Here is a 20403-nt window from a genome sequence, read left to right as displayed (position 1 = left end):
CGCTGGAGTGACGGCGGCATGCCGGCGCTTCCCGCCAAAAGGTTAATGTCCGTTTTGCCTCCCCTGCATTGGGCCCCGTTCTTAACCCCGACCGAAGTGGGGGTTTGGCACATCAAGCGAGCCGAACGGGGCCGAACCGTCAGGCTGGAGTGGCAACATGTGCCAGCCGCCGCAATCGCCATGCGCAACCGCCGGCGACCACGGCGCACCCGGCCGACAACCAGAACACACTGGACAAGCCCAGCGCCGAGCTCAGCAGCCCGCCTCCCAGCCCACCGATCAGCCCCGGCAATCCGTAGCCAACCACGGCGTACAGCGCCTGTCCACGCCCGCGCAAGCGTCCCGGGAAATGGTGCGACAGCAAAGCAATGCACACCGTGTGGTGAGCGGCGAAGGTGATCGCATGCATCGCCTGGGCCAGCAGCAACAAAGGCCACACCAGCGGCAAACCAGCGGTCAAGACCATGCGCAGGGCCATCAGGGCCGAGGCCAGCACCAGCCAGCCGGTCAGCGACAGCCTGGGGAGCCAACGGCCCTGGGTGAAGAACCAGCCGATTTCGATCACCACCGACACCGCCCACAGCAATCCGATCACCGCCTTGCTGTAGCCCAGCGAGTCCAGATAGAGAGAAAAGAAAACGTAGATAAAGATGTGGGCCAGCACATGGAAGAACACCGAGGCGAAGAACCAGCGCACCGCAGGCAGGCGCAACACCGGGCGAATATCGGGATGGGATTCGGCGGAATGTGTGGGTTCTTTGGTATCCGGCAACAGCCAGACACTGACCACCACAGCTGCGAGCGTCACCCCCGTCCACGCCGGGAAATCTTCCATGCCAAAGCGCTCGAACCACCAGCCGGCCAGCACCACGGTCACAAGAAAGCCCATCGAGCCCCAAAGCCTCACCCGGCCATAGCGGCGGGCGTCGAACACCCCACCCTGGCTCACCAGATGCGCCAGTGCGGCCTCACTCATGGGCATCATCGCACTGGTATGGGTGAACATCAGCAACAACACCGCGAACATGGCCAGGCCACTCAGCGGAAACCACAGCGCGGCGGAGAAAACCAGGGCCGCTGTGGCCCCATAGCGAAGCAGCTTCACACGCTCCCCGGTGCGGTCGCTCAGCGTGCCCCAGGCATAGGGCGCAAACAGGCGTGTGGCCGATTGCACCGAGGTCAGCAGGCTGATGGCAATCAGCCCAAATCCCAGCTCCTTGAGCCACAGCGGCAGGTACGGGTTGAAGAACCCGATGTGGGCGAAATAGCTCGCCGACAGGCCCGCAAATGGCAGCAATGGCGGGCGCGTGCTCACTGGCCAGCGCCCCGCATACCGCTCAGTTGAGCTCTTCTTTGCGGATGCGCGTGATCGGCGCCAGCACGGAAGGCAGGGCCTGCATTTGAGCGATCACTTCGTTCATTGCACCCTCTTTGACATCGTGCGTCAGGATGATGAGATCGGTCGACGTGGCACCCTCCCCACCCACCTGATCGGCCTCGCGCTGCAACACCGCATCGATGCTGATGCCACCCGCCGCGAGCAAGCCGGTGACCTTGGTCAGCACACCCGCCTCATCGGCCACCCGCAACCGCAGGTAAAAGCTGGTGACCACCTCGCTCATCGGCAGCACGGCCAAGTCGCTCATGGCATCGGGCTGAAAAGCAAGGTGTGGCACACGGTTTTGCGGATCGGCGGTGTGAAGGCGGGTGATGTCCACCAGATCGGCGATCACGGCGCTGGCGGTCGGCTCGCTGCCGGCGCCTTTGCCGTAGTACAGGGTGGTGCCCACCGCATCGGCTTGCACCAACACGGCATTCATGGGGCCTTCCACATTGGCAATCAGCCGCTTGCTTGGTACCAGGCAAGGGTGCACCCGCAATTCGATGCCTGCGCTTGTGCGCTTGGTGACGCCCAGCAGCTTGATGCGGTAGCCCAGTTGCTCGGCATACCGTATGTCGATCGAGCTCAACTGGGTGATGCCCTCGGTATAGGCCTTTCCAAACTGAACCGGAATACCAAAGGCAATCGAGCTCATCAGCGTGAGCTTGTGTGCGGCGTCCACCCCTTCGATGTCAAACGTCGGATCGGCTTCTGCATAACCCAGACGCTGGGCCTCTTTCAGCACAACACCAAAGTCCAATCCCTTGTCTCGCATCTCAGAGAGGATGAAGTTGGTCGTGCCATTGATGATGCCGGCGATCCACTCGATGCGGTTGGCCGTGAGGCCCTCGCGCAGCGCCTTGATGATGGGAATGCCCCCGGCAACGGCCGCTTCAAAGGCCACCATCACGCCTTTGGCATGTGCTGCGGCAAAAATCTCGGTCCCGTGCATCGCCAGCAACGCCTTGTTCGCGGTCACCACATGCTTGCCAGCCGCAATGGCTTCCAGCACGAGTTCCCGGGCCAGGTCGTAGCCGCCGATGAGTTCAACGACGATATCGATATCCGGGTTGGCAATCACGGCCCGCGGGTCGGCAACGACCTGCGCGGTATGCCCCACCATGGCCCTGGCTTTGGCCACATCGCGGCGCGACACCATGGCGACCTCAATGCCACGACCGGCACGCCGTTGAATCTCTTCCTGGTTGCGGCGCAGCACTTCGTACACGCCACCGCCCACATTGCCCAAGCCCAACAGGCCTACTTGGATGGGTTTCATAAATCGGTCACTCTCTTTGATCAACGATGGCGCCAACAGGCGCCTGGGGGAAACGATGTGCAAGGGTATGGGTGCTCACGCCTGACCTGGATGTTCAAGACGGCGCCCATTCATGCGGCTCAGCTGCTGCGGCGCTTGCGCCAGCCTTCAAGAAACTTCGCCACGCGACCGATGGCTTCGCGCAAGTCGTCTTCGTGCGGCAAGAACACGATGCGGAAATGCTGGTTGTCCGGGTAATTGAAGCCCGAACCCTGCACCAGCATCACGCGCGTCTCTTTCAACAGCTCCATGAAAAACTGCCGGTCATCCGCAATCGGATACACGGCAGGGTCCAGCTTGGGGAACATATAGAGCGCCGCATCGGGTTTGACGCAGCTCACGCCCGGAATCGCGGTGATCAACTGGTAGGCCAGATCACGCTGACGGCGCAGACGACCGCCTTCGCAAACCAGGTCCTTGATGCTCTGGTATCCGCCCAAAGCGGTCTGGATCGCCCACTGACCGGGCACGTTGGAGCCCAGCTTGATGTTGGCCAGCATGTTCAGGCCTTCGATGTAGTCGGCCGCCGCTTCCTTGTTGCCCGAGACCACCATCCAGCCAGCACGGTAGCCGCACGAACGGTAAGCCTTGCTCAACGAATTGAAGGTCAGTATGAGCAAATCGGTGCTCAGGCTGGCGATAGGGGTGTGCTTGACGTCGTCGTAAAGCACTTTGTCGTAGACCTCATCGGCAAAGATCACCAGCCCATGTTCGCGGGCAATCTCGACAATGCCCATCAAGATGGCATCCGGGTACAACGCGCCCGTCGGGTTGTTGGGATTGATCACCACAATGCCCTTGGTGCGGTCGGTGATCTTGCTGCGCATGTCGTCAAGGTTGGGGGTCCAGCCTTTCGACTCATCGCATTGGTAATGAACGGGTTGCCCGCCAGACAGGCTTGTCGCAGCCGTCCACAACGGGTAGTCAGGCGCTGGAACCAGCAGTTCATCACCTTCATCGAGCAAGGCGTTGGTGGCGGTCACGATCAAATCGCTCGCCCCATTGCCCAGATAGATGTCATCCAGCGTCACGCCGGCAATGCCCTGGCGCTGCGTTTCATGCATCACCGCCTTGCGCGCCGCAAAAATGCCTTTGCTGTCCGAATACCCGGCCGAGTCGGGCAGGTTGCGGATCATGTCCTGCTGAATCTCTTCAGGCGCGTCAAAACCGAACACCGCGAGGTTGCCGATATTGAGCTTGATGATCTTCTGCCCTTCGTCCTCCATTTTTTTCGCGGCGTCCACAATCGGACCACGAACGTCGTAGAGCACATTGGCCAGCTTGGCGGATTTCTGAATGGGTTTCAATTGCCCTCCAGGGAGCGGTAAAAATGACATTGACGACCGATTTGACACAGGAGCGCTATATTTGAAGCTGCCTGCGCGCAAACCTGCTTTCAATTTGACCACAGTTCAAACGGTGCCCCGCCTCAGCGGCAGCCCCACTTTTCCCCATGAAGTTCCACGCCGACAAGCCCGACTCGCTCAGCATCACCGCCCTCGGCGAGGGCTGGGTGGCCATCAATGGCGAGCGCCATGAAAACAGCCTGGTGCTGACATCAGCAGGCCAGGTACAGCCGTGGGACTGCGCCGCCTTCGAAGCGCTCACGGCATCGCATTTCGAGCGCCTGATCGGCGCCATGCCCGAACCACCCGAACTGGTGATTTTCGGCAGTGGAAAACGCTTGCGTTTTGCCCAGCCAGCCTTGATGCGCACCCTCATCGAGCGCCGTATTGGCGTTGAAACCATGGACACGGCTGCTGCATGCCGCACGTTCAACATACTGGTTGCCGAGGGACGCCGGGTGGTCAGCGCACTGATCATTGGCGACTGAACCCTCCCCGACATGGGGGGAAGCGGGCATGTACTGGCTAGAACAACCGCTTCAGGTTAAAATACCGGATTGTTCCCGCCACAGGCCTTCGGCTGACACTGTCAGTCAAAGGAATTCATTTGGATTCAAATGAGCCAGGCGTGAGGGCAACGAACTTTCAACAACTTACGTCAGGGGTCCACGCAGTATGGCAGTCGTTGTCAATAAACCCATCCCGGAATTCGAGTCGATGGCCACCGGTGGCATCAAGGTCAGCAACCAGACTCACCTGGGACAGACCATCGTCTTGTATTTTTACCCAAAAGACAATACGCCCGGATGCACCACGGAAGCAATGCAATTCCGTGACAAATACAAGGATTTTGTCAAAGCTGGCTCCGAAGTTTTCGGTGTTTCACGCGACAACATGACTTCGCACGACAGCTTCAAGGCCAAGCTCGAACTCCCGTTCGAGCTGATCGCCGATACCGAAGAAAAAATGTGTCACATGTTTGGCGTGGTCAAAAACAAGATCATGTATGGCAAAAAAGTCAAAGGCATCGAGCGCAGCACTTTCCTGATTGGCCCCGATGGGGTTCTGGCAGCCGAGTGGCGTGGCCTGAAGGTTCCGGGCCACGTTGAAGATGTGCTGAAGGCCGTCAAAACGCTGAACAAGACAGTGGCTTGATTTGGACCGGGTTGTGCAGGAATTGCACAATCAGCCAGCGGATCGGGAAAGCTGCCACATGACTCATGCATAATGATTTCATGACACCAGGCAGCTACCCAGCGCCCTCCTTTTCTCCCGCCTTCTGCAGCAGCTCATGCTGCCCGTCAAGCCGCCCGGTTTTCCCGGCGGCTTTTTCTTTTGCAGCGCCTCGCTGATTCACCAGAGCTCACATGCCACTGCCACCCGCCCCCAACAAACGCGCCGCACTCCTGTCGTCTGAGGCATTCAACCTCAAAGCCTCAAGTGAATTCCTCAAAAGTGATGAAGTCGCCGTGGCCCAAACGGCACCACCGCAACGCAGCGCCCGGCCGGTCCAGACCGAATCACGCCCCGGCCCTCGCAACAGCAAGGCCAAGCCCAAAAATACCGACAGCGCTGCCAGCATCGCCAGCAAGGCCGCACCACAGCAACTGCCACGCGGCAGTGCGCCGGCCGGCCAGCCGGTACCGCCACCCGTGGCCCAACCGGTTTCGCAGGCCAAACCACCTGCAGCGCGACCAGTTCAAGCGCAGGCAAGGCCGGTCAAGAGTGCCAGCCGGACCACCCGAAAAACCGCGACAAATGGGGCTGCACGCTTGTTTGTTCTCGACACCAATGTGCTTTTGCACGATCCCACCAGCCTGTTCCGCTTCGAAGAACACGACATCTTTTTGCCCATGATCGTGCTCGAAGAGCTCGACGGCCACAAAAAAGGCATGACCGAAGTGGCGCGCAACGGGCGCCAAACCAGCCGCACCCTCGATGCCCTGGTCGCCCAGCAAGGCGGCGACATGGCCAAGGGGCTGAAACTCGCGGTCACGGGCCACCAGGCCGCGCGCGGCATGCTCTATTTCCAGACCGAGCCGCTGAACAGCCAATTGCCGAGCAGCTTGCCGCAAGGCAAAGCAGACAACCAGATTCTGGGTGTTGTGCAGGCGCTGAGCGACAAATTCCCCAAGCGGGAAGTGATCCTGGTGTCGAAAGACATCAATATGCGCGTCAAGGCCCGCGCCCTGGGGCTGGCGGCCGAAGATTACGAAAACGACAAGACCCTGGAAGACGGCGAGTTGCTGTACTCCGGTGCCTTGGCCCTGCCGCAGGACTTCTGGACGCGCCAGAGCAAGACCATCGAGAGTTGGCAAAGCGGCAGCCACACCTTCTACCGGGTCAGTGGCCCTGCTGTGAACCAGTTTTACATCAACCAGTTTGTGTACTTCGAGGCGCCAGGTGAGCCTTCGCTGTACGCCCGCGTGACCGAAATCCGCGACAAAACGGCGGTATTGAAAACGCTGAAAGACTTCACCCATCTGAAAAATGCGGTGTGGGGTGTTTCCAGCCGCAACCGCGAACAGAATTTCGCGCTCAACCTGCTGCTGGATCCAGAAGTCGATTTTGTGACCCTGACCGGTACCGCCGGCACCGGCAAAACGCTGATGGCTCTGGCCAGTGGCCTCACCCAGGTGCTCGACGAGCGCCGGTACACCGAAATCATCATGACCCGCGCCACGGTGAGCGTGGGCGAAGACATCGGTTTCCTGCCCGGTACCGAAGAAGAAAAAATGGGCCCGTGGATGGGCGCGCTCGACGACAACCTGGAGTTTCTGGCCAAAGGCGATGGCGGCAACGCCGGTGAATGGGGGCGCGCGGCGACCAATGAGCTGGTGCGCAGCCGCATCAAGGTCAAGAGCATGAACTTCATGCGTGGACGCACTTTCCTGAACAAGTACGTGATCATCGATGAGGCGCAAAACCTGACGCCCAAGCAAATGAAAACGCTGATCACCCGCGCCGGACCGGGCACCAAGATCATCTGCATGGGCAACCTGGCCCAGATTGACACCCCGTACCTGACCGAAGGCTCTTCTGGCCTGACCTACGCGGTGGACAAGTTCAAAGGCTGGCCACACGGCGGACACATCACGCTCGCGCGCGGTGAACGCTCCAGGCTGGCCGACTTTGCCAGCGAAGTGCTGTAGCGGGGAAACAGGTTTGTGTCGCCAGAGGTCACCGCGCTCTCCTCTGCACCTGGCGACACACCTGAACCGGCACAAGCACATCGCAGATTCCTCCGGATGGCTGCCAGGACCTGATCGCCTGGCAACGGCCTCGGCGTGTGGCCAAACCCCGCGTGGACGCAGGCCGCGAGCGTCCGGCATTCGGTGCTTCGCAGGTGAACCACCTCCTGGTTGACTTGCGGCATCATCGGTCGATGCCAAATCCTTCCATCGACGACTTGCGGCGCTACGCCGTGGCGCGAAGCCTCTCTGCGCAGACAACGTTGCCACGGGCGTTGCAACGCCTGGGTTTTGTTCAGGCCGACCCGATCCGCTCGCCGGCCCGGGCGCAAGACCTCACGCTGCGCCACCGGGTCAAGGGCTACCGGGCAGGCGATCTGGAGCGCCACTACCCGCGCCTGGATATCGAGGAAGACTTCTTCGTCAACTACGGTTTCGTGACGCCCGGGGTTCAAGCGCTGCTGCATCCGCGCACATCCCGCCATGCATGGACAACCGAGCGATGGGGCCAGGCGGGAGAGGTGTGGCACTTTCTTCAGGAACATGGCGCGGTTCACCCCAAGGCTGTTGACGCACACTTTGCCCACGGTCACACCACCAATGGCTTCGGCGGGCGCTCCAAAGCCAGCACCCATCTGCTCGACGACATGCACTACCGCGGCCTGCTGCGCGTCGCCTCGCGTGACAACGGCACCCGGCTGTACGCGATTCGCCATCCTGAACCTGAACAAGCCAGCGCCGAGGCCACGCTCGATGCCATGGTCGACGTATTGCTGGCGCTCTACGCCCCGCTGCCCACGCCCGGCCTGCGCCAGCTCGTGGGTTTTCTGAAACACGCTGCGCCCCAATGGCAACCCCTGCTGAATGCAGCGTTTCGGCGTGCCCGCGCCCGCCTGCCTCAGATCGCGATCGATGGTGTTGCCTGGCACTGGCCCGAATCAGAAGATCCGTGCGCCAGCAAATGGCGGGTGACCGACCGGGTTCGGCTGCTGGCACCCTTTGATCCGGTGGTGTGGGACCGCGATCGTTTCGAACGCCTGTGGGGATGGGCCTACCGCTTTGAAGCCTACACACCCGCGGCCAAACGGGTGCGCGGCTACTACGCCATGCCGCTGCTGTGGCGTGATCAGGTGATCGGCTGGGGCAACCTGTCGGCCACCGAAGGCCGGTTGCATGCAGAGATGGGCTACGTCAAGGGCGAGGCACCAACGGACGCTGGCTATGCAGCTGCACTGGCCCATGAGCTCGGCGACATGGCCCGCTTTCTCACGCTACCACTGGGCAGAGTGAGCGGGCAGCAGGCCTGAAAAGCGCAGAAAAAAGCCTGCGTTCAACGCAGGCTTTTTCGGCTCAACCAGGTGCCCCGCTATTTGGCTGCAGCACCCGTGCGCTCGATGACCTCGGTCATGGTTGCCGTGTCTTTGCGAATGCGATTGGCCAGGCCTTCAGGGGACGTTCCGGCCACCTGCCAGCCCTGCGCGACAATGCGTTCCCGCACTTCCGGGCGGCGCACGATGTCGGTCAGCAACTTTGACAGCTTGGCCACATGGGCTTTGGACAGGCTGTTCGGTGCGGCCACCGCGTTCCAGATCTCCAGCTCCAGGCCCTTCACCCCAGCCTCGCTCAGCGAAGGCACTTCAGGCACCACGCTGCTGCGCCCGGCCGAGGTCACGCCCACCGCGCGCAACTTGCCCGCATTCACCTGCGCCATCGCCAAACCAGGCGGCAACAGCGCCATCTGCACCTGGTTGCCCAACATGCCTGCGATCACGGCCGGGTTGCCCTTGTAGGGCACATGCATGGGCGACATGCCCGTGAGCGACTTGATCAGTTCCATGCCCAGGTGGGCCACCGTACCCACGCCGGGTGAGCCGTAGTTCCACTTGTCACCCGATGCCTTGGCGGCGGCCAGGAAAGCCGCCCCGCCATCAGGCGCGCTGACGGGCGCCGTCAACACCAGTGGCGCCACCGCAATCAGCGACACCGGCGAAAGGTCTTTCAGCGGGTCATAGGGTGTGGCCGGGTTGAGAATCTTGGCAATCGTCATGTTGCCGTTGATCATCAGGCCCAGGGTGTGGTCATCGGTGGCCCGCGCCACCTGTGCCGCGGCGATGTTGCCACCAGCGCCCGGCCGGTTGTCTACCAGCACGGGCTGGCCCAATGCCTGGGACAAGGGTTCGGCCAGGGTGCGGGCCATCAGGTCGGGCGATGAGCCCGCCGGAAAACCCACCACCAGCTTCACTGGCTGGGTCGGCCATGCGGCCGACTGGGCCATCGCCAACGGCGCAGCCATGCCCAAAGCACCCACGACCGCAGCGGCCATCCAGTGGCGACGGCCTGGCGTCCAGACAGCAGCAGATGCCGCAAAATTTTTCTTCAACAACATGGAAGTCCTTTCAAAAAGCAAAGCCACCCACTGGCTCCGCAAGAAACGGTTGACGGGCATTCAAGAGCCGCAGATTACCAGCCCCGTCAGCCACCGATGTCGCAGCCGCGCCAGGCGCCTGGCGCCAGGCCCTCGATGGCATACGGCCCGACCGCCGAGCGGATCAGCCTCAAGGTGGGAAAACCCACGGCAGCCGTCATTCGGCGCACCTGCCGGTTGCGCCCCTCGGTGATGACCAACTCCAGCCAGCTGGTGGGAATCGACTGGCGGTACCGCACGGGGGGGTCCCGCTCCCACAGCCCCTCTGGCGGCGCAATGGAGCGCACTGCCGCGGGTCGGGTAGGACCATCGTTGAGCAACACGCCGCGGCGCAAGTTCGCCAAGGCCGCTTCATCGGGCAGGCCTTCAACCTGCACCCAATAGGTCTTTTCCATTTTGTGGCGCGGGTGGCTGATGCGCGCCTGCAGCTTGCCGTCGCTGGTCAACAGCAGCAAGCCTTCGCTGTCCGCATCGAGCCTGCCCGCCACATAGACACCGGGCACATCGATAAAGTCTTTCAAACCGCGCCAGCGCCCCTCGGGTGTGAACTGGCTCAACACGCCATAAGGCTTGTTGAAGCAGATCAGACGGGGGACAGGGGGCACCAGATGCATGGCGCGCAGCTTAGCACCGGGTTCTACCCGTCACCGCCGTCGGCCGGCCACCAACCTGCCGCCCCCGCTCATTGATCGCTGAGCAGGTCGATTCATCGGAGCCGCCCGATTCTGCAGGCCAGACCATGCGAACACCTGGGGAATCAAAAAGAAAATGCCGGCCACCGAGGCACCCGGTGACAGTCCGGCGCCGGGGCAAGACCCCGAACTAGGCGGCATGTTCAAGCGCGTCGCCGGCGTGCCCGGCTTTGGCGTGCGCCAACATGCGCTCGAACATGTCGAGCAGCAGCACCTGTTCCTCGGGGTTCAGGCAACTGGTCAGGGCCTGATTGCGTTGTTCCATCAAGACCATCAGCTTGCGCCACACGGGCTTGCCAGAAGGGGTCAGCGCCAGGATGACGCTGCGGCCATCGGTCAGGCTGTTGGCCTTGACCACCAGGCCTTTGTCCACCAGCGACTGGGCCGACCGGCTGGCCTGGCCCTTGTCGAGGTTGGCTTCGAAGGCCAACCGGTTCACGGTGATATGGGGAAACGACCCGATGGATGCCAGCACCCGGGATTCAGCCAGCGACAAACCGCCTTTGTCGAGGTAGAGGCTGTGGCTGGCCAGATCGTTGAGCTTGGCGAGGGTATTGAGGCGGTAGGTGAAGTACCGATCCAGCCGGGGTGAGGTGTCGCTGTTCATGGGGCTCCGGTTGTCGCGGCCCTGGTTGGCACGCCCCTGCCGAAACAGGCGGCGGGCCCGCCTGCTGCAACGCAATCCGCCCTTCGTGTTGAACCGCAGCCGCCAGGATCACCGATCGGTGAGCGCTGTGCCTGAGCGGCCGAGAAAGCAGGGAATGGTTTCATGGCGGTGTGACGGTCTGGCGAAGTGGTCGGTGCGCCAACCTCTGACCAAATTAGATGTTTACACAATCAATTTGATTTGAAGAATATCATTTTTTGGGACTTGCACCCATTCAATTTCGGAATGTTTCAAGGAAACATCTGGTTTACAGGAACATTTTCCAGGTGCATGAAGAATCAGTCACCCCGTCAAATTTAGTTGCGAACACAACCAAATACCACTAGACTTCATTTTCGACATGAAACAGGTGTTCATGTCGCCCACCCGCGGCTGTCACCGCCCTCTTCGCTTCTGAGCGCCAAGGCTCCGCCGGCTGACAGATCACGGCCGCATCCGCTTGCGAGTTCCACAGGCCCCACCCCATGCACCAGCCCACCACCGACCCCCGCCCTTCCATCTACTACAGCTACAAGGTGTTCCAGCCCTGGCTGCCGTCGGCGAACCCTGCGCAGCAGAAGCAGCCCGTGGTCATTGCCGGGTCTGGCCCTGCTGGCATGGTCACCGCGCTGGAGCTGGCGCGCCATGGGGTGGCCAGCGTGGTGCTCACGCCCGAGCTGCAGTTTTCACAGGGCAGCCGCGCGATCTGCTTCACCCGGCGATCCATGGAAATCCTGCAGCAGGTGGGCGTGGCCGACCGCATGACCGAGGGCGGTCTTCCCTGGCGTTTTGGCAACTCCTTCTACCGCGGCCAGCGCGTGTTCCGCATGGAAGCGCCACACGACGCAGACGACCGTTTCTTCCCCATCATCAACGTGCAGCAGCAGTTCATGGAGGAATACCTGTTTGACGCCTGCGCCGCAAGCCCGCTGATCGACTTCCGCTGGGGCAACAAGGTGACACAGGTAACGCAGAAAAACGGTTTCGCCGAGGTGCAGGTCGATACGCCCGAAGGCGAGTACACACTGCAAGCCGACTGGCTGGTGGCCGCAGACGGTGGCAGATCGCCCATTCGAACCGCCCTCGACCTGAAGCTGGAGGGCGCCTCTTACGAAGGCTTTTTCGTCATCGCCGACATCAAGATCGACCTGCCGCTGCCCACCGAGCGGCTGGCCTATTTCGACCCCGAATGGAACCCCGGCAACACCATCCTCATGCACCGCGAGCCCCACGGCATCTGGCGCGTGGACTACCAGTTGCCCGAAGGCGAAACGCCGGAAGAAGCGCTCCAACCCGAGTCCATGAAAACGCGCATCAACGCGCAGCTGAAAATGATCGGCCATGAAGGTACCCCGTGGCAGATGGACTGGAGCTCGGTGTACTCGGCGCGCACGCTGACGCTGCCCGACTACGTGCACGGCAACGTGATCTTCACCGGCGACGCGGCCCACCTGCTGCCGATCTTCGGCGTGCGCGGCGCCAACACCGCTTTTCAAGATGCGCAGTCGCTGGGCTGGCATCTGGCCTTCCTGCTCAAAGGTCTGGCGGGCCCCAAGCTGCTGGCCAACCACAGCACCGAGCGTGTGGGCGCAGCGCGCGAGATCATCGACGAGGCAGGCAAGAGCACCCGTTTCATGGCCCCGCCCAGCCGCGGCTTCCGGCTGTTGCGCGACGCCGTCCTGTCGCTCTCGCTCAGCCAGGCCTTCGTGCGCCCGCTCTACCACTGGCGCACCTCCCGCCCCCACGAATATGCCGGGTCGATGCTCAACAGCGCCGGCGACGACAACGCCCTTTTCCGCGCCGGTCCCGCCCACGGCGCACCGCCGCAGAACATCCGCCTCTCGGCCGATGACTTCCTGCTCGACCATCTTGGCGGCGCCTTCGACCTGCTCTATTTCACCGAAGCGGCCGCCATTCCCGAGCCACTGCAAGCGGTTGTGGCCGCGACCCGCCAACGCGGCATTCCGCTGCGTGTGGTGGCCGTGGGCGCCGCCCACCCGGTGACGGGCGCCGACCTGACCCTGGCCGACGCCGACGGCCACTTCCGCCACCGCTACGGCGTGCAGGCCAGCGGCGCAGGCTACCTGCTGCGGCCCGACCAGCACGTTTGCGCTCGCTGGCTGACGCTCGACGCGAACCGCCTGCAGGCGGCCCTCAACACCGCCCTGCCCCAATAAGGAGAGACCCATGACCGCGACCCACAAAGCCCTGAGCCTTCCCGGCCTGGAAACCGCCTACGACGCGCTGGCCACCGCCATCGACGAAGTCGGCGCCGGGAAGACCGAACTGTTTCTCGTCAAACTGGCGCTGCTCAACGCCAACGCCCTGGGCGACCCCGAACAGTTCCAGCAGCACCTGCAAGCCGCCCTGAAAGACCTGTGAGATCCCTGAGACAAAGGCCGGCGGCGACGCCATAGGCGTGCATGGATCGCTTGCGCTGCAAGGCCTGCCCAGCGCTGGGTGAACAGTTCCGGCCAGGCAGCGCCATTGCAATACCATTCAGCTGACAGATCGAGATGGATGCAAAGGAACCGAGACCATGAAACAAGCACCAAACAACCCCGACGGCCCAGCGTTGCGCTACCTCAGCGGCTTTGGCAACGAACACACCAGCGAAGCCCTGGCCGGCGCACTGCCAACGGAACAGAACTCCCCCCAGAAGTGTCCCTACGGCCTCTACGCCGAACAGCTGTCAGGCACCGCATTCACCGCCCCGCGCCATCAGAACCGCCGCTCGTGGCTCTACCGCATCCGGCCTTCCGCGATGCACCAGCCGTTCAGGCGCATCAGCAACGGCCTGTTGGTCAGCGATTTCAGCAGCGTTGACGCACCGCCCGACCAGTTCCGCTGGAACCCTTTGCCGCTGCCCGGCGAACCGACCGACTTTGTGCAAGGCCTGGTCTCCATGGCCGGCAACACCGATTGCGGCGTGCACCTCTATGCCGCCAACCGTTCGATGGAACGGCGCGTGTTCTACAACGCCGATGCCGAGATGCTGATCGTGCCGCAGCAGGGGCGCCTGCGCGTGGCCACCGAATTCGGCCTGCTCGATGCCGAGCCTCAAGAGGTGGTGCTGATTCCGCGCGGCATCCGTTTCCGGGTGGAGCTGCCCGACGGCACCGCCAGTGGCTACGTGTGCGAGAACTACGGTGAGGGCCTGCGCCTGCCCGACATGGGCGTGATCGGATCCAACGGCCTGGCCCATGCGCGCCACTTCGAGGTGCCGGTTGCCTGGTATGAAGACATCGAAGGCGACTTCGAACTGGTCGCCAAGTTCGCCGGCAACCTCTGGGCCGCCGCCATGGACCACTCGCCACTGGATGTGGTCGCCTGGTCGGGCAACCATGTGCCCTGCAAGTACGACCTGCGCCGTTTCAATGCGATCGGCTCGATCAGCTTCGACCACCCCGATCCGTCGATCTTCCTGGTGTTGCAGGCGCCATCCACCGTGCCCGGCGTCGACACGCTCGATTTCGTGATCTTCCCGCCGCGCGTTCTGGCGATGCAGCACACCTTCCGACCACCCTGGTTCCACCGCAACATCGCCAGCGAATTCATGGGCTTGATTCACGGGGTGTACGACGCCAAGGCCGAAGGCTTTTCGCCCGGCGGCTCCAGCCTGCACAACAGCTTCACCGGCCACGGTCCCGACGCTGAAACCTTCGAGAAAGCCTCGAACCGGGCGTCGGAGGAACCCGACCACGTGAAGGACACCATGGCCTTCATGTTCGAAACCCGCCAACCACTGCGCCCCACGCAACATGCGCTCGAGTCACCGCAGTTGCAGCGCCAGTACGCCCAATGCTGGCATGGTCTGAAGAAACATTTCAACCCGAATGCCCAGTAGCCGCCAGCCAGCCCTATACAACGAGATCCAGACGATGAACCCACTGAACGAAACCCACGCACCTGCGCTGCGCAGCTGGGTTGTTTCGGCCAACGCCGCCGATACCGACTTCCCCATCCAGAACCTGCCGCTGGGGGTGTTCCGGCGGCGCGGTCGCAACGAGCCCTTCCGGTGCGGCGTGGCCATCGGCGATCAGATTGTCGATCTGGCCGCGGCCTCCGAACGAGGCGTTTTCAGCGGCGATGCGGCCCGCGCAGTTCAGGCTGCCGCTGGAGATTCGCTCAACGCCTTCATGGCCCTTGGCCCGGCGGCGTGGTCGGCGCTGCGCCTGGCGCTGTCGCGCGCGCTGCGCGAAGGTGCGGCCGCGCAAAAGCTGCTGGAACCCTGCCTGAGCGCGCAGGCCAGCGCCGAATACACATTGCCCGCCCGCATCGGCGACTACACCGATTTCTACACCGGCATTCACCACGCCACCACGGTGGGCAAGCTGTTTCGCCCCGACAACCCGCTGCTGCCCAACTACAAATGGGTGCCTATTGGCTACCATGGCCGCACGTCGTCCATCGTGGTCAGCGGCACCCCGGTGCGCCGCCCGCTGGGCCAGACCAAGGGCAGCGACGACACACCGCTGTTCGGCCCCAGCCAGCGTTTGGACTACGAGCTCGAACTCGGCTTTTTGATCGGCCCCGGCAATGCGCTGGGCGAGCCCATTGACATCGAACAGGCCGAACAACACCTGTTCGGCGTGACGCTGTTCAACGACTGGTCGGCGCGCGACATCCAGCCCTGGGAATACCAGCCACTCGGCCCCTTTCTCTCAAAAAATTTCGGCAGCACGCTGTCGCCATGGGTGGTCACGATGGAGGCGCTGGCGCCGTTCCGTGCACCGCTCGTGCGGCCCGCGGGCGACCCCGAGCCGTTGCCGTATCTGAACGGTGCCGAAGACCGCGCCCGCGGCGCACTCGATATCAACCTGGAAGTCTGGCTGCAAACCGCCACCATGCGTGAGGCCGGGCAGCCCGCCGTGCGGCTGACCCGCGGCAATGCCAAGGAGGCCGCCTACTGGACGCCAGCGCAACTGATTGCCCACCACAGCTCGGGCGGCTGCAACCTGCAGCCCGGCGACCTGTTCGGCTCGGGCACGCTGTCGGGGTCAGGCCCCGATCAGGCTGGCTCGATGCTGGAACTGAGCCAGGGCGGCAAGCAACCGATCACGCTGCCCAATGGCGAAACCCGCAGCTTCCTGGCCGATGGCGACACGCTCACCCTGCGCGGCATGTGCGAACGCGAAGACGCCCGCCGCATCGGCTTTGGCCTGTGCAGCGCCACGGTGATGCCCGCGCCAGCCGTTCGGGCGTGAAGGCGACCTGACCCTGCCGCCAGGGTGGCACCCCTCGCGGTGCTTCGCCCGGTTCAGCTCAAGCGCCAGACGGGCGCGCGGCGTTCGGTTGCCGTGAAAACGGGCTGCTGGCGGGGCGCCAGGCTCCATGCCTTCATGGGCCGCACCGAATGCACAGCTGCGGCCCACGGCCTGCCGCGCGCGGGTGCGTCGGTTTGACACCCACAGCGTTCCGGTGCAAATTGAAGACCCGTGATCGGTATGCGGCCCGCCTGGGCACATCCCGATGCATTGCGCATTGACGAAAAAGCACCGGGCAAGACGCGGCCTCTTCGATGCGTCAGGAGGACATCAGCATGGAACCAGGCTCCCACACCGCACCAACCGACCGGTATTGCGACCTGGTGATGAAGGGCGGCATCACCAGCGGCATCGTCTACCCCCCGCTGGTGGCCCAGCTGGCCCAGCACTACCGGTTCAAAAACATCGGCGGCACCTCAGCAGGTGCCATCGCCGCCGCAGTCACAGCGGCCGCAGAATTCGACCGCCGTCGTACCGGCAGCGCGGCTGCGTTCGAGACGCTGAAAGACCTGCCCGCGGAATTGGGGGAGAAGCTCTCTGAAGGCGGGAAAACAAAGCTCTTCAGCCTTTTTCAGCCTTCGCCCGGTTGCCACCGCCTGTTCCGCGTGCTGACCAACTCGCTCAACGCCAAGGGCACCTGGCATCGCATCGGCGCAGTCGTCTTCGGATTGCTGCTCGGCTATTGGCTGGCCACCCTGGCAGCCGTGGTGGTCGGGATTTACGTGTGGGCTGTTTACGGGTTGCACGCGGGTTGGCTGACCGGTGTGGCCGTCGCCATGCTGCTCATCGGTTGTGGCCTTGCCTGGGACGTTTTCAAAGAGCTGCCGAAAAACTGGTACGGCATGTGCAGCGGCATGCAAGGCCCGCCATCCGCGACGGAAACATGGCTTTCCAAGCTGCCTGTGCCATGGCAACCCCAGGCGCCAACCGAAGCGCTGACGCCCTGGCTCCATGGTCAGATTCAAGACCTCGCGGGTCTGCCAGTCGATGGCCCACCCCTCACCTTTGGGCAGCTCTGGAGCGTGGAGGGTTTTCCGCCACCCTGGTTGAAGCCCCCACCCGACACCACCATCCGCAGCATCGACCTGCGCATGTTCACCACCAACCTGTCGACCGGTCGCCCGTTCATCTTTCCGCTGACCGGTGAGACCTGCCGGCTTTTTTACCTCCCGGAAGAGCTGGAGCCGCTTCTCCCCGAGCCGGTCTACAACTGGCTGGTGGCGCATTCGAAAGACTACTTGCCCGACCCGGACCGCCCGGGCAGCGATCCGCCGCCGGAGCGCGCGCCCAAGGGCTTGAAAGAACTGCCTGAAGCCAGAGACTTCCCGATCTTGCTGGCCGCCCGGATGAGCCTCAGTTTTCCGCTTCTGTTCTCGGCGGTGCCACTGTGGGCCATCGACTACGACCCGAAGCAGCCAGACCGCACGTTTGAGCGCTGCATGTTGTCCGACGGGGGCATTTCGTCGAATTTTCCGGTGCACATGTTTGATGGCTTGCTGCCGCTGTGGCCCACCTTTGGCGTCCAGCTGGAGCCCAAGGTATCCACCCGCAACAACATGGTCTACCTGCCCAGGGAGTACATGAAGGGCTACGGCGAACGGTGGGACCGTTTTGCCAGCAAGGCTGGGGGCGCCTCCCGCATGGGCGGGTTCATCGCTGCGATCGTTTCGACCATGCAGAACTGGAACGACAACACCTCGTCGCGCATGCCCGGGGTACGCGACCGGGTGGTTCGGGTTCGGCTCGGGGAAAAGGATGGCGGCATGAACCTCAACATGGAACCCGACACGATTGAAAAGGTGGCGGCCAGAGGCAAACAGGCCGCACAGGAACTGATCGATCGCTATGTTGGCTCGCCAAATGAGCCAGGCCCGTCTCAAGGGTGGAACGACCAGCGCTGGATCCGTTTTGCCACCTCGCTCAGCATGCTGGAGAAACGCTTCTTCGGCGTCGAACTGGCGCTGGGCGATGGCCATCCCCATGGACAAGACTATCTGGCGATCATCGAGGGCGGCGCGGATCGGGTGCTCCCTGGCGAGAAAGCGGTGCTCACCCCCGAACAAATCGCTGCGCTGAAAGAATGCATCGCCGCCATGCGGGCATTCAACACCTCGATGCGCGATGCCTACCGACACATCGATTTTGAAGCCATCCCGGAAACAGACCTGCGCATCCGACCCTCGCTGTAGCGCCGGCCACCCCGCCGGGATGCCGGCTTGAGAAGCCCGTGCGTTGCCGCCCGGCCCTGCGCGGTGTCCAACGGTCAGGCGACCGCAACGCGGGCCTCAAAGAGGTAGGCCGCCAGCGTCTTCGTGATGGCGGGCAGCGTGGCCTCGGCGGTGACCGGCACAGTCACGGTGACGATCAAACCCCTGGGCCCGCCGGCGCTGACCTGCACCTGTGCGTCGGGCAATTGATGCTGCTCGCGCAACACCGAACCGACCAGGCGCGCGGCAGCATCGCAGCGCAGCTCGGGCTTGAAGATCTTGCCCACCGACGTCACGGGAATGGCTTCGATGATGTGGAAATGTTTCGGCCAGGCGGGCCGCTCGCCGATGCGCTGCTGGGCATGGGCATGCAGTTCTTCATCGCTCACCTCTGCGCCGGGGCGCAGGGTCACGAAACACACCGGCAGCTCGCCCGCATACGCATCGGGCATGCCCACGGCAGCGGCCAGGGCAACCGCCGGGTGTTCGGCCATGGCGTTTTCGATCATCACCGGGTCGATGTTGTGGCCGCTGCGAATGATCAGGTCTTTGCTGCGCCCGGCGATGTAGAGGCGACCCTGTTCGTCGGTGTAGCCGAGGTCACCGGTGTTGAGCATGCCGTTGTCAAAGATGCCCGCGTTGTGTGCCGGGTTGCGGTAGCCGGGCGACACATGCGCCCCGCGCACGCTGATCACACCCACCTCACCCGCTTCGCACTCCTCGCCCAGTTGCCCGTCGGCCCCGAGCCGGCGCACCTCCACCTTCGTGTAGGGCAGCGCCCAGCCCACCGACCCCGCAGCGCCCGCGCCGGCAAACGGGTCGTAAGCGATCAGGCCCGAAGCCTCGGTCATGCCGTAAACCTCATACAGGTTGCATCCCGTCACCTGGCGAAAGCGCTCGCTCACCGCGGGCGGCAGCAAGGCCGCGCCGGTGATGCCCGCGCGCACCGCGCTGATGTCGGCCCCGTCCAGCGGCACCTCCAGCACAGCCCCCATCGAGGTCGGCACACCGCCCACCAGCGTGGCCTTGTATTGCCCCACCAGCCGCCAGAAACCCTGCACCATCGCCGGCGTGCGCAGGCCGCCCGGCGACATCACCAGCAACTCCATGCCGGCCAGGAAAGCCGCCAGGCCGCAGGCAATCGTGCCCGCCACGTGAAAGAGGGGAAAGGTACCGGTGAGCACGTCATCGGCGCGGTAGTCGCCAATCGCCGCGCCGCCGAATGCGGCGGTCAGCTGCCCCCGGTGGGTGTGGGCCACCAGCTTGGGTGTGCCGGTGGTGCCGCCGGTGTGAAAGTAGGCCGCAACGTCGTCGTCCTTGCCGGGCTCGCCGAAGATCAGATGGTCTTCCGGCTGTGCCGCCATCGCCGCGTGAAAATCGATCACACCCTGTTCGGCCGGCGCCGTCGGGGGCGCCACGCGAACCAGCGTCAGGCCCGGTACGCGCTCGCGCACCGCCAGGGCCTTTTGCCAGATATCGAGCACCGGGTGCGGGCCCAGCGCCACCAGAATGCGCGCACCCGATGCTTCGAGCAGCGCCGCGATGTGTTCCACCTGCAGCAGAAAATTGATCGGCACCGCGTAACCCACCGTCTCGGCGCCCCACAGCGTGGCGTGGGTTTCGATCAGGCTCGGCAGCATGTAGGCCACCCCGGGGCGCGGCCCGCCCAGGCTGTGAAACAGGTTGGCCGAGCGCCGCACCATGCCCAGCAGCTCGGCGTAGTTGACGCGGCGGGGTTGTTCATCTGGCGCGCCGGTCATCAACATGGTCATGGCTGTGCGCTCGGGCTGGCGCGCGGCGGCGCCAATGAACACATCGAGCACGCTGCGTTCGGTCAAACGCTGTTCCAGAGTCCGTTCGGATTCGAACCGCTTCAGGTCGTCCAGCGTGCGGATCGGATGTTCACTGAAGATGGCCATGGGAAAGCTCC

The 20403-nt window shown here is 63.3% G+C and carries 16 protein-coding genes; 9 read left to right on the top strand and 7 right to left on the bottom strand.

All coding sequences use genetic code 11. From position 1 onward, the window contains the following. Positions 1-139: 139 nt before the first annotated feature. The 3 genes from LPB072_RS08140 to LPB072_RS08130 form a co-directional block, all read right to left on the bottom strand. Complete coding sequence (locus tag LPB072_RS08140) at positions 140-1315, bottom strand: MFS transporter (protein ID WP_066093951.1); 1176 nt, start codon at positions 1313-1315, stop codon at positions 140-142. 22 nt (positions 1316-1337) lie between these two features. Further along, entirely contained in the window at positions 1338-2660 is a 1323-nt protein-coding gene (locus LPB072_RS08135; RefSeq protein WP_066094786.1) for a homoserine dehydrogenase, read from the bottom strand. A gap of 119 nt (positions 2661-2779) precedes the next feature. Continuing rightward, positions 2780-4006, bottom strand: coding sequence for a pyridoxal phosphate-dependent aminotransferase (locus LPB072_RS08130; RefSeq protein ID WP_066093949.1), 1227 nt, complete (start codon positions 4004-4006; stop codon positions 2780-2782). A 146-nt stretch (positions 4007-4152) separates the two neighbouring features. Here LPB072_RS08130 and LPB072_RS08125 point away from each other — a divergent pair, with 146 nt between their 5' ends. The 4 genes from LPB072_RS08125 (at position 4153) to LPB072_RS08110 (ending at position 8543) form a co-directional block, all read left to right on the top strand. Further along, positions 4153-4533 carry an Mth938-like domain-containing protein gene (locus tag LPB072_RS08125; RefSeq protein ID WP_066093946.1) on the top strand — a complete coding sequence of 127 codons (381 nt, stop codon included), beginning with the start codon at positions 4153-4155 and terminating at the stop codon, positions 4531-4533. 187 nt (positions 4534-4720) lie between these two features. Next, entirely contained in the window at positions 4721-5200 is a 480-nt protein-coding gene (locus LPB072_RS08120) for a peroxiredoxin (protein WP_066093943.1), read from the top strand. Positions 5201-5412: 212 nt separating this feature from the next. Next, positions 5413-7197: a PhoH family protein gene (locus LPB072_RS08115; protein WP_066093940.1), complete on the top strand. Its 1785-nt coding sequence runs from the start codon at positions 5413-5415 to the stop codon at positions 7195-7197. Between the two features lie 233 nt (positions 7198-7430). Continuing rightward, entirely contained in the window at positions 7431-8543 is a 1113-nt protein-coding gene (locus LPB072_RS08110) for a DNA glycosylase AlkZ-like family protein (RefSeq protein ID WP_066094783.1), read from the top strand. A gap of 59 nt (positions 8544-8602) precedes the next feature. Here the strand turns inward: LPB072_RS08110 and LPB072_RS08105 are convergent, their stop codons facing one another. From LPB072_RS08105 to LPB072_RS08095, 3 genes are all read right to left on the bottom strand, one after another. After that, positions 8603-9559, bottom strand: coding sequence for a Bug family tripartite tricarboxylate transporter substrate binding protein (locus tag LPB072_RS08105; RefSeq protein WP_096349115.1), 957 nt, complete (start codon positions 9557-9559; stop codon positions 8603-8605). 149 nt (positions 9560-9708) lie between these two features. After that, on the bottom strand, positions 9709-10275 hold the full coding sequence (locus LPB072_RS08100) for a pseudouridine synthase (RefSeq protein WP_066093933.1): 567 nt from the start codon (positions 10273-10275) through the stop codon (positions 9709-9711). A 208-nt stretch (positions 10276-10483) separates the two neighbouring features. Next, a complete protein-coding gene (locus LPB072_RS08095; RefSeq protein ID WP_066094780.1) occupies positions 10484-10960 on the bottom strand; it encodes a MarR family winged helix-turn-helix transcriptional regulator in 477 nt (158 codons plus the stop codon). A gap of 524 nt (positions 10961-11484) precedes the next feature. Between LPB072_RS08095 and LPB072_RS08090 the strand changes: the two genes are divergently transcribed. From LPB072_RS08090 to LPB072_RS08070, 5 genes are all read left to right on the top strand, one after another. After that, complete coding sequence (locus LPB072_RS08090) at positions 11485-13176, top strand: FAD-dependent monooxygenase (RefSeq protein WP_066093931.1); 1692 nt, start codon at positions 11485-11487, stop codon at positions 13174-13176. Positions 13177-13186: 10 nt separating this feature from the next. Next, on the top strand, positions 13187-13381 hold the full coding sequence (locus LPB072_RS08085; RefSeq protein ID WP_066093927.1) for a DUF2783 domain-containing protein: 195 nt from the start codon (positions 13187-13189) through the stop codon (positions 13379-13381). Positions 13382-13538: 157 nt separating this feature from the next. After that, a complete protein-coding gene (hmgA, locus tag LPB072_RS08080) occupies positions 13539-14846 on the top strand; it encodes a homogentisate 1,2-dioxygenase (protein WP_066093925.1) in 1308 nt (435 codons plus the stop codon). 34 nt (positions 14847-14880) lie between these two features. After that, on the top strand, positions 14881-16206 hold the full coding sequence (gene fahA, locus LPB072_RS08075) for a fumarylacetoacetase (RefSeq protein WP_066094777.1): 1326 nt from the start codon (positions 14881-14883) through the stop codon (positions 16204-16206). 335 nt (positions 16207-16541) lie between these two features. Beyond that, positions 16542-18455 (top strand): patatin-like phospholipase family protein, encoded by a 1914-nt coding sequence (locus LPB072_RS08070; RefSeq protein ID WP_157694176.1) that lies wholly within the window; start codon positions 16542-16544, stop codon positions 18453-18455. Positions 18456-18529: 74 nt separating this feature from the next. Here LPB072_RS08070 and LPB072_RS08065 read toward each other — a convergent pair whose 3' ends face one another. Beyond that, positions 18530-20392, bottom strand: coding sequence for an acyl-CoA synthetase (locus LPB072_RS08065; RefSeq protein ID WP_066094774.1), 1863 nt, complete (start codon positions 20390-20392; stop codon positions 18530-18532). Positions 20393-20403: the final 11 nt, after the last annotated feature.

It is taken from the genome of Hydrogenophaga crassostreae (assembly GCF_001761385.1).
GTDB lineage: Bacteria > Pseudomonadota > Gammaproteobacteria > Burkholderiales > Burkholderiaceae_C > Hydrogenophaga > Hydrogenophaga crassostreae.
The sequence above is the reverse complement of the archived record's forward strand: the minus strand, read 5'-3'. Positions and strand labels throughout refer to the sequence as shown.

What these genes read in the sequence shown, in the direction of transcription:
- LPB072_RS08135 (WP_066094786.1), bottom strand. Translation starts at nt 2,660, where the DNA reads ATGAAACCCATCCAAGTAGGCCTGTTGGGCTTGGGCAATGTGGGCGGT.
- LPB072_RS08125 (WP_066093946.1), top strand. Translation starts at nt 4,153, where the DNA reads ATGAAGTTCCACGCCGACAAGCCCGACTCGCTCAGCATCACCGCCCTC.
- LPB072_RS08120 (WP_066093943.1), top strand. Translation starts at nt 4,721, where the DNA reads ATGGCAGTCGTTGTCAATAAACCCATCCCGGAATTCGAGTCGATGGCC.
- LPB072_RS08115 (WP_066093940.1), top strand. Translation starts at nt 5,413, where the DNA reads ATGCCACTGCCACCCGCCCCCAACAAACGCGCCGCACTCCTGTCGTCT.
- LPB072_RS08110 (WP_066094783.1), top strand. Translation starts at nt 7,431, where the DNA reads ATGCCAAATCCTTCCATCGACGACTTGCGGCGCTACGCCGTGGCGCGA.
- LPB072_RS08105 (WP_096349115.1), bottom strand. Translation starts at nt 9,559, where the DNA reads ATGGCCGCTGCGGTCGTGGGTGCTTTGGGCATGGCTGCGCCGTTGGCG.
- LPB072_RS08100 (WP_066093933.1), bottom strand. Translation starts at nt 10,275, where the DNA reads ATGCATCTGGTGCCCCCTGTCCCCCGTCTGATCTGCTTCAACAAGCCT.
- LPB072_RS08095 (WP_066094780.1), bottom strand. Translation starts at nt 10,960, where the DNA reads ATGAACAGCGACACCTCACCCCGGCTGGATCGGTACTTCACCTACCGC.
- LPB072_RS08090 (WP_066093931.1), top strand. Translation starts at nt 11,485, where the DNA reads ATGCACCAGCCCACCACCGACCCCCGCCCTTCCATCTACTACAGCTAC.
- LPB072_RS08085 (WP_066093927.1), top strand. Translation starts at nt 13,187, where the DNA reads ATGACCGCGACCCACAAAGCCCTGAGCCTTCCCGGCCTGGAAACCGCC.
- hmgA (WP_066093925.1), top strand. Translation starts at nt 13,539, where the DNA reads ATGAAACAAGCACCAAACAACCCCGACGGCCCAGCGTTGCGCTACCTC.
- fahA (WP_066094777.1), top strand. Translation starts at nt 14,881, where the DNA reads ATGAACCCACTGAACGAAACCCACGCACCTGCGCTGCGCAGCTGGGTT.
- LPB072_RS08070 (WP_157694176.1), top strand. Translation starts at nt 16,542, where the DNA reads ATGGAACCAGGCTCCCACACCGCACCAACCGACCGGTATTGCGACCTG.
- LPB072_RS08065 (WP_066094774.1), bottom strand. Translation starts at nt 20,392, where the DNA reads ATGGCCATCTTCAGTGAACATCCGATCCGCACGCTGGACGACCTGAAG.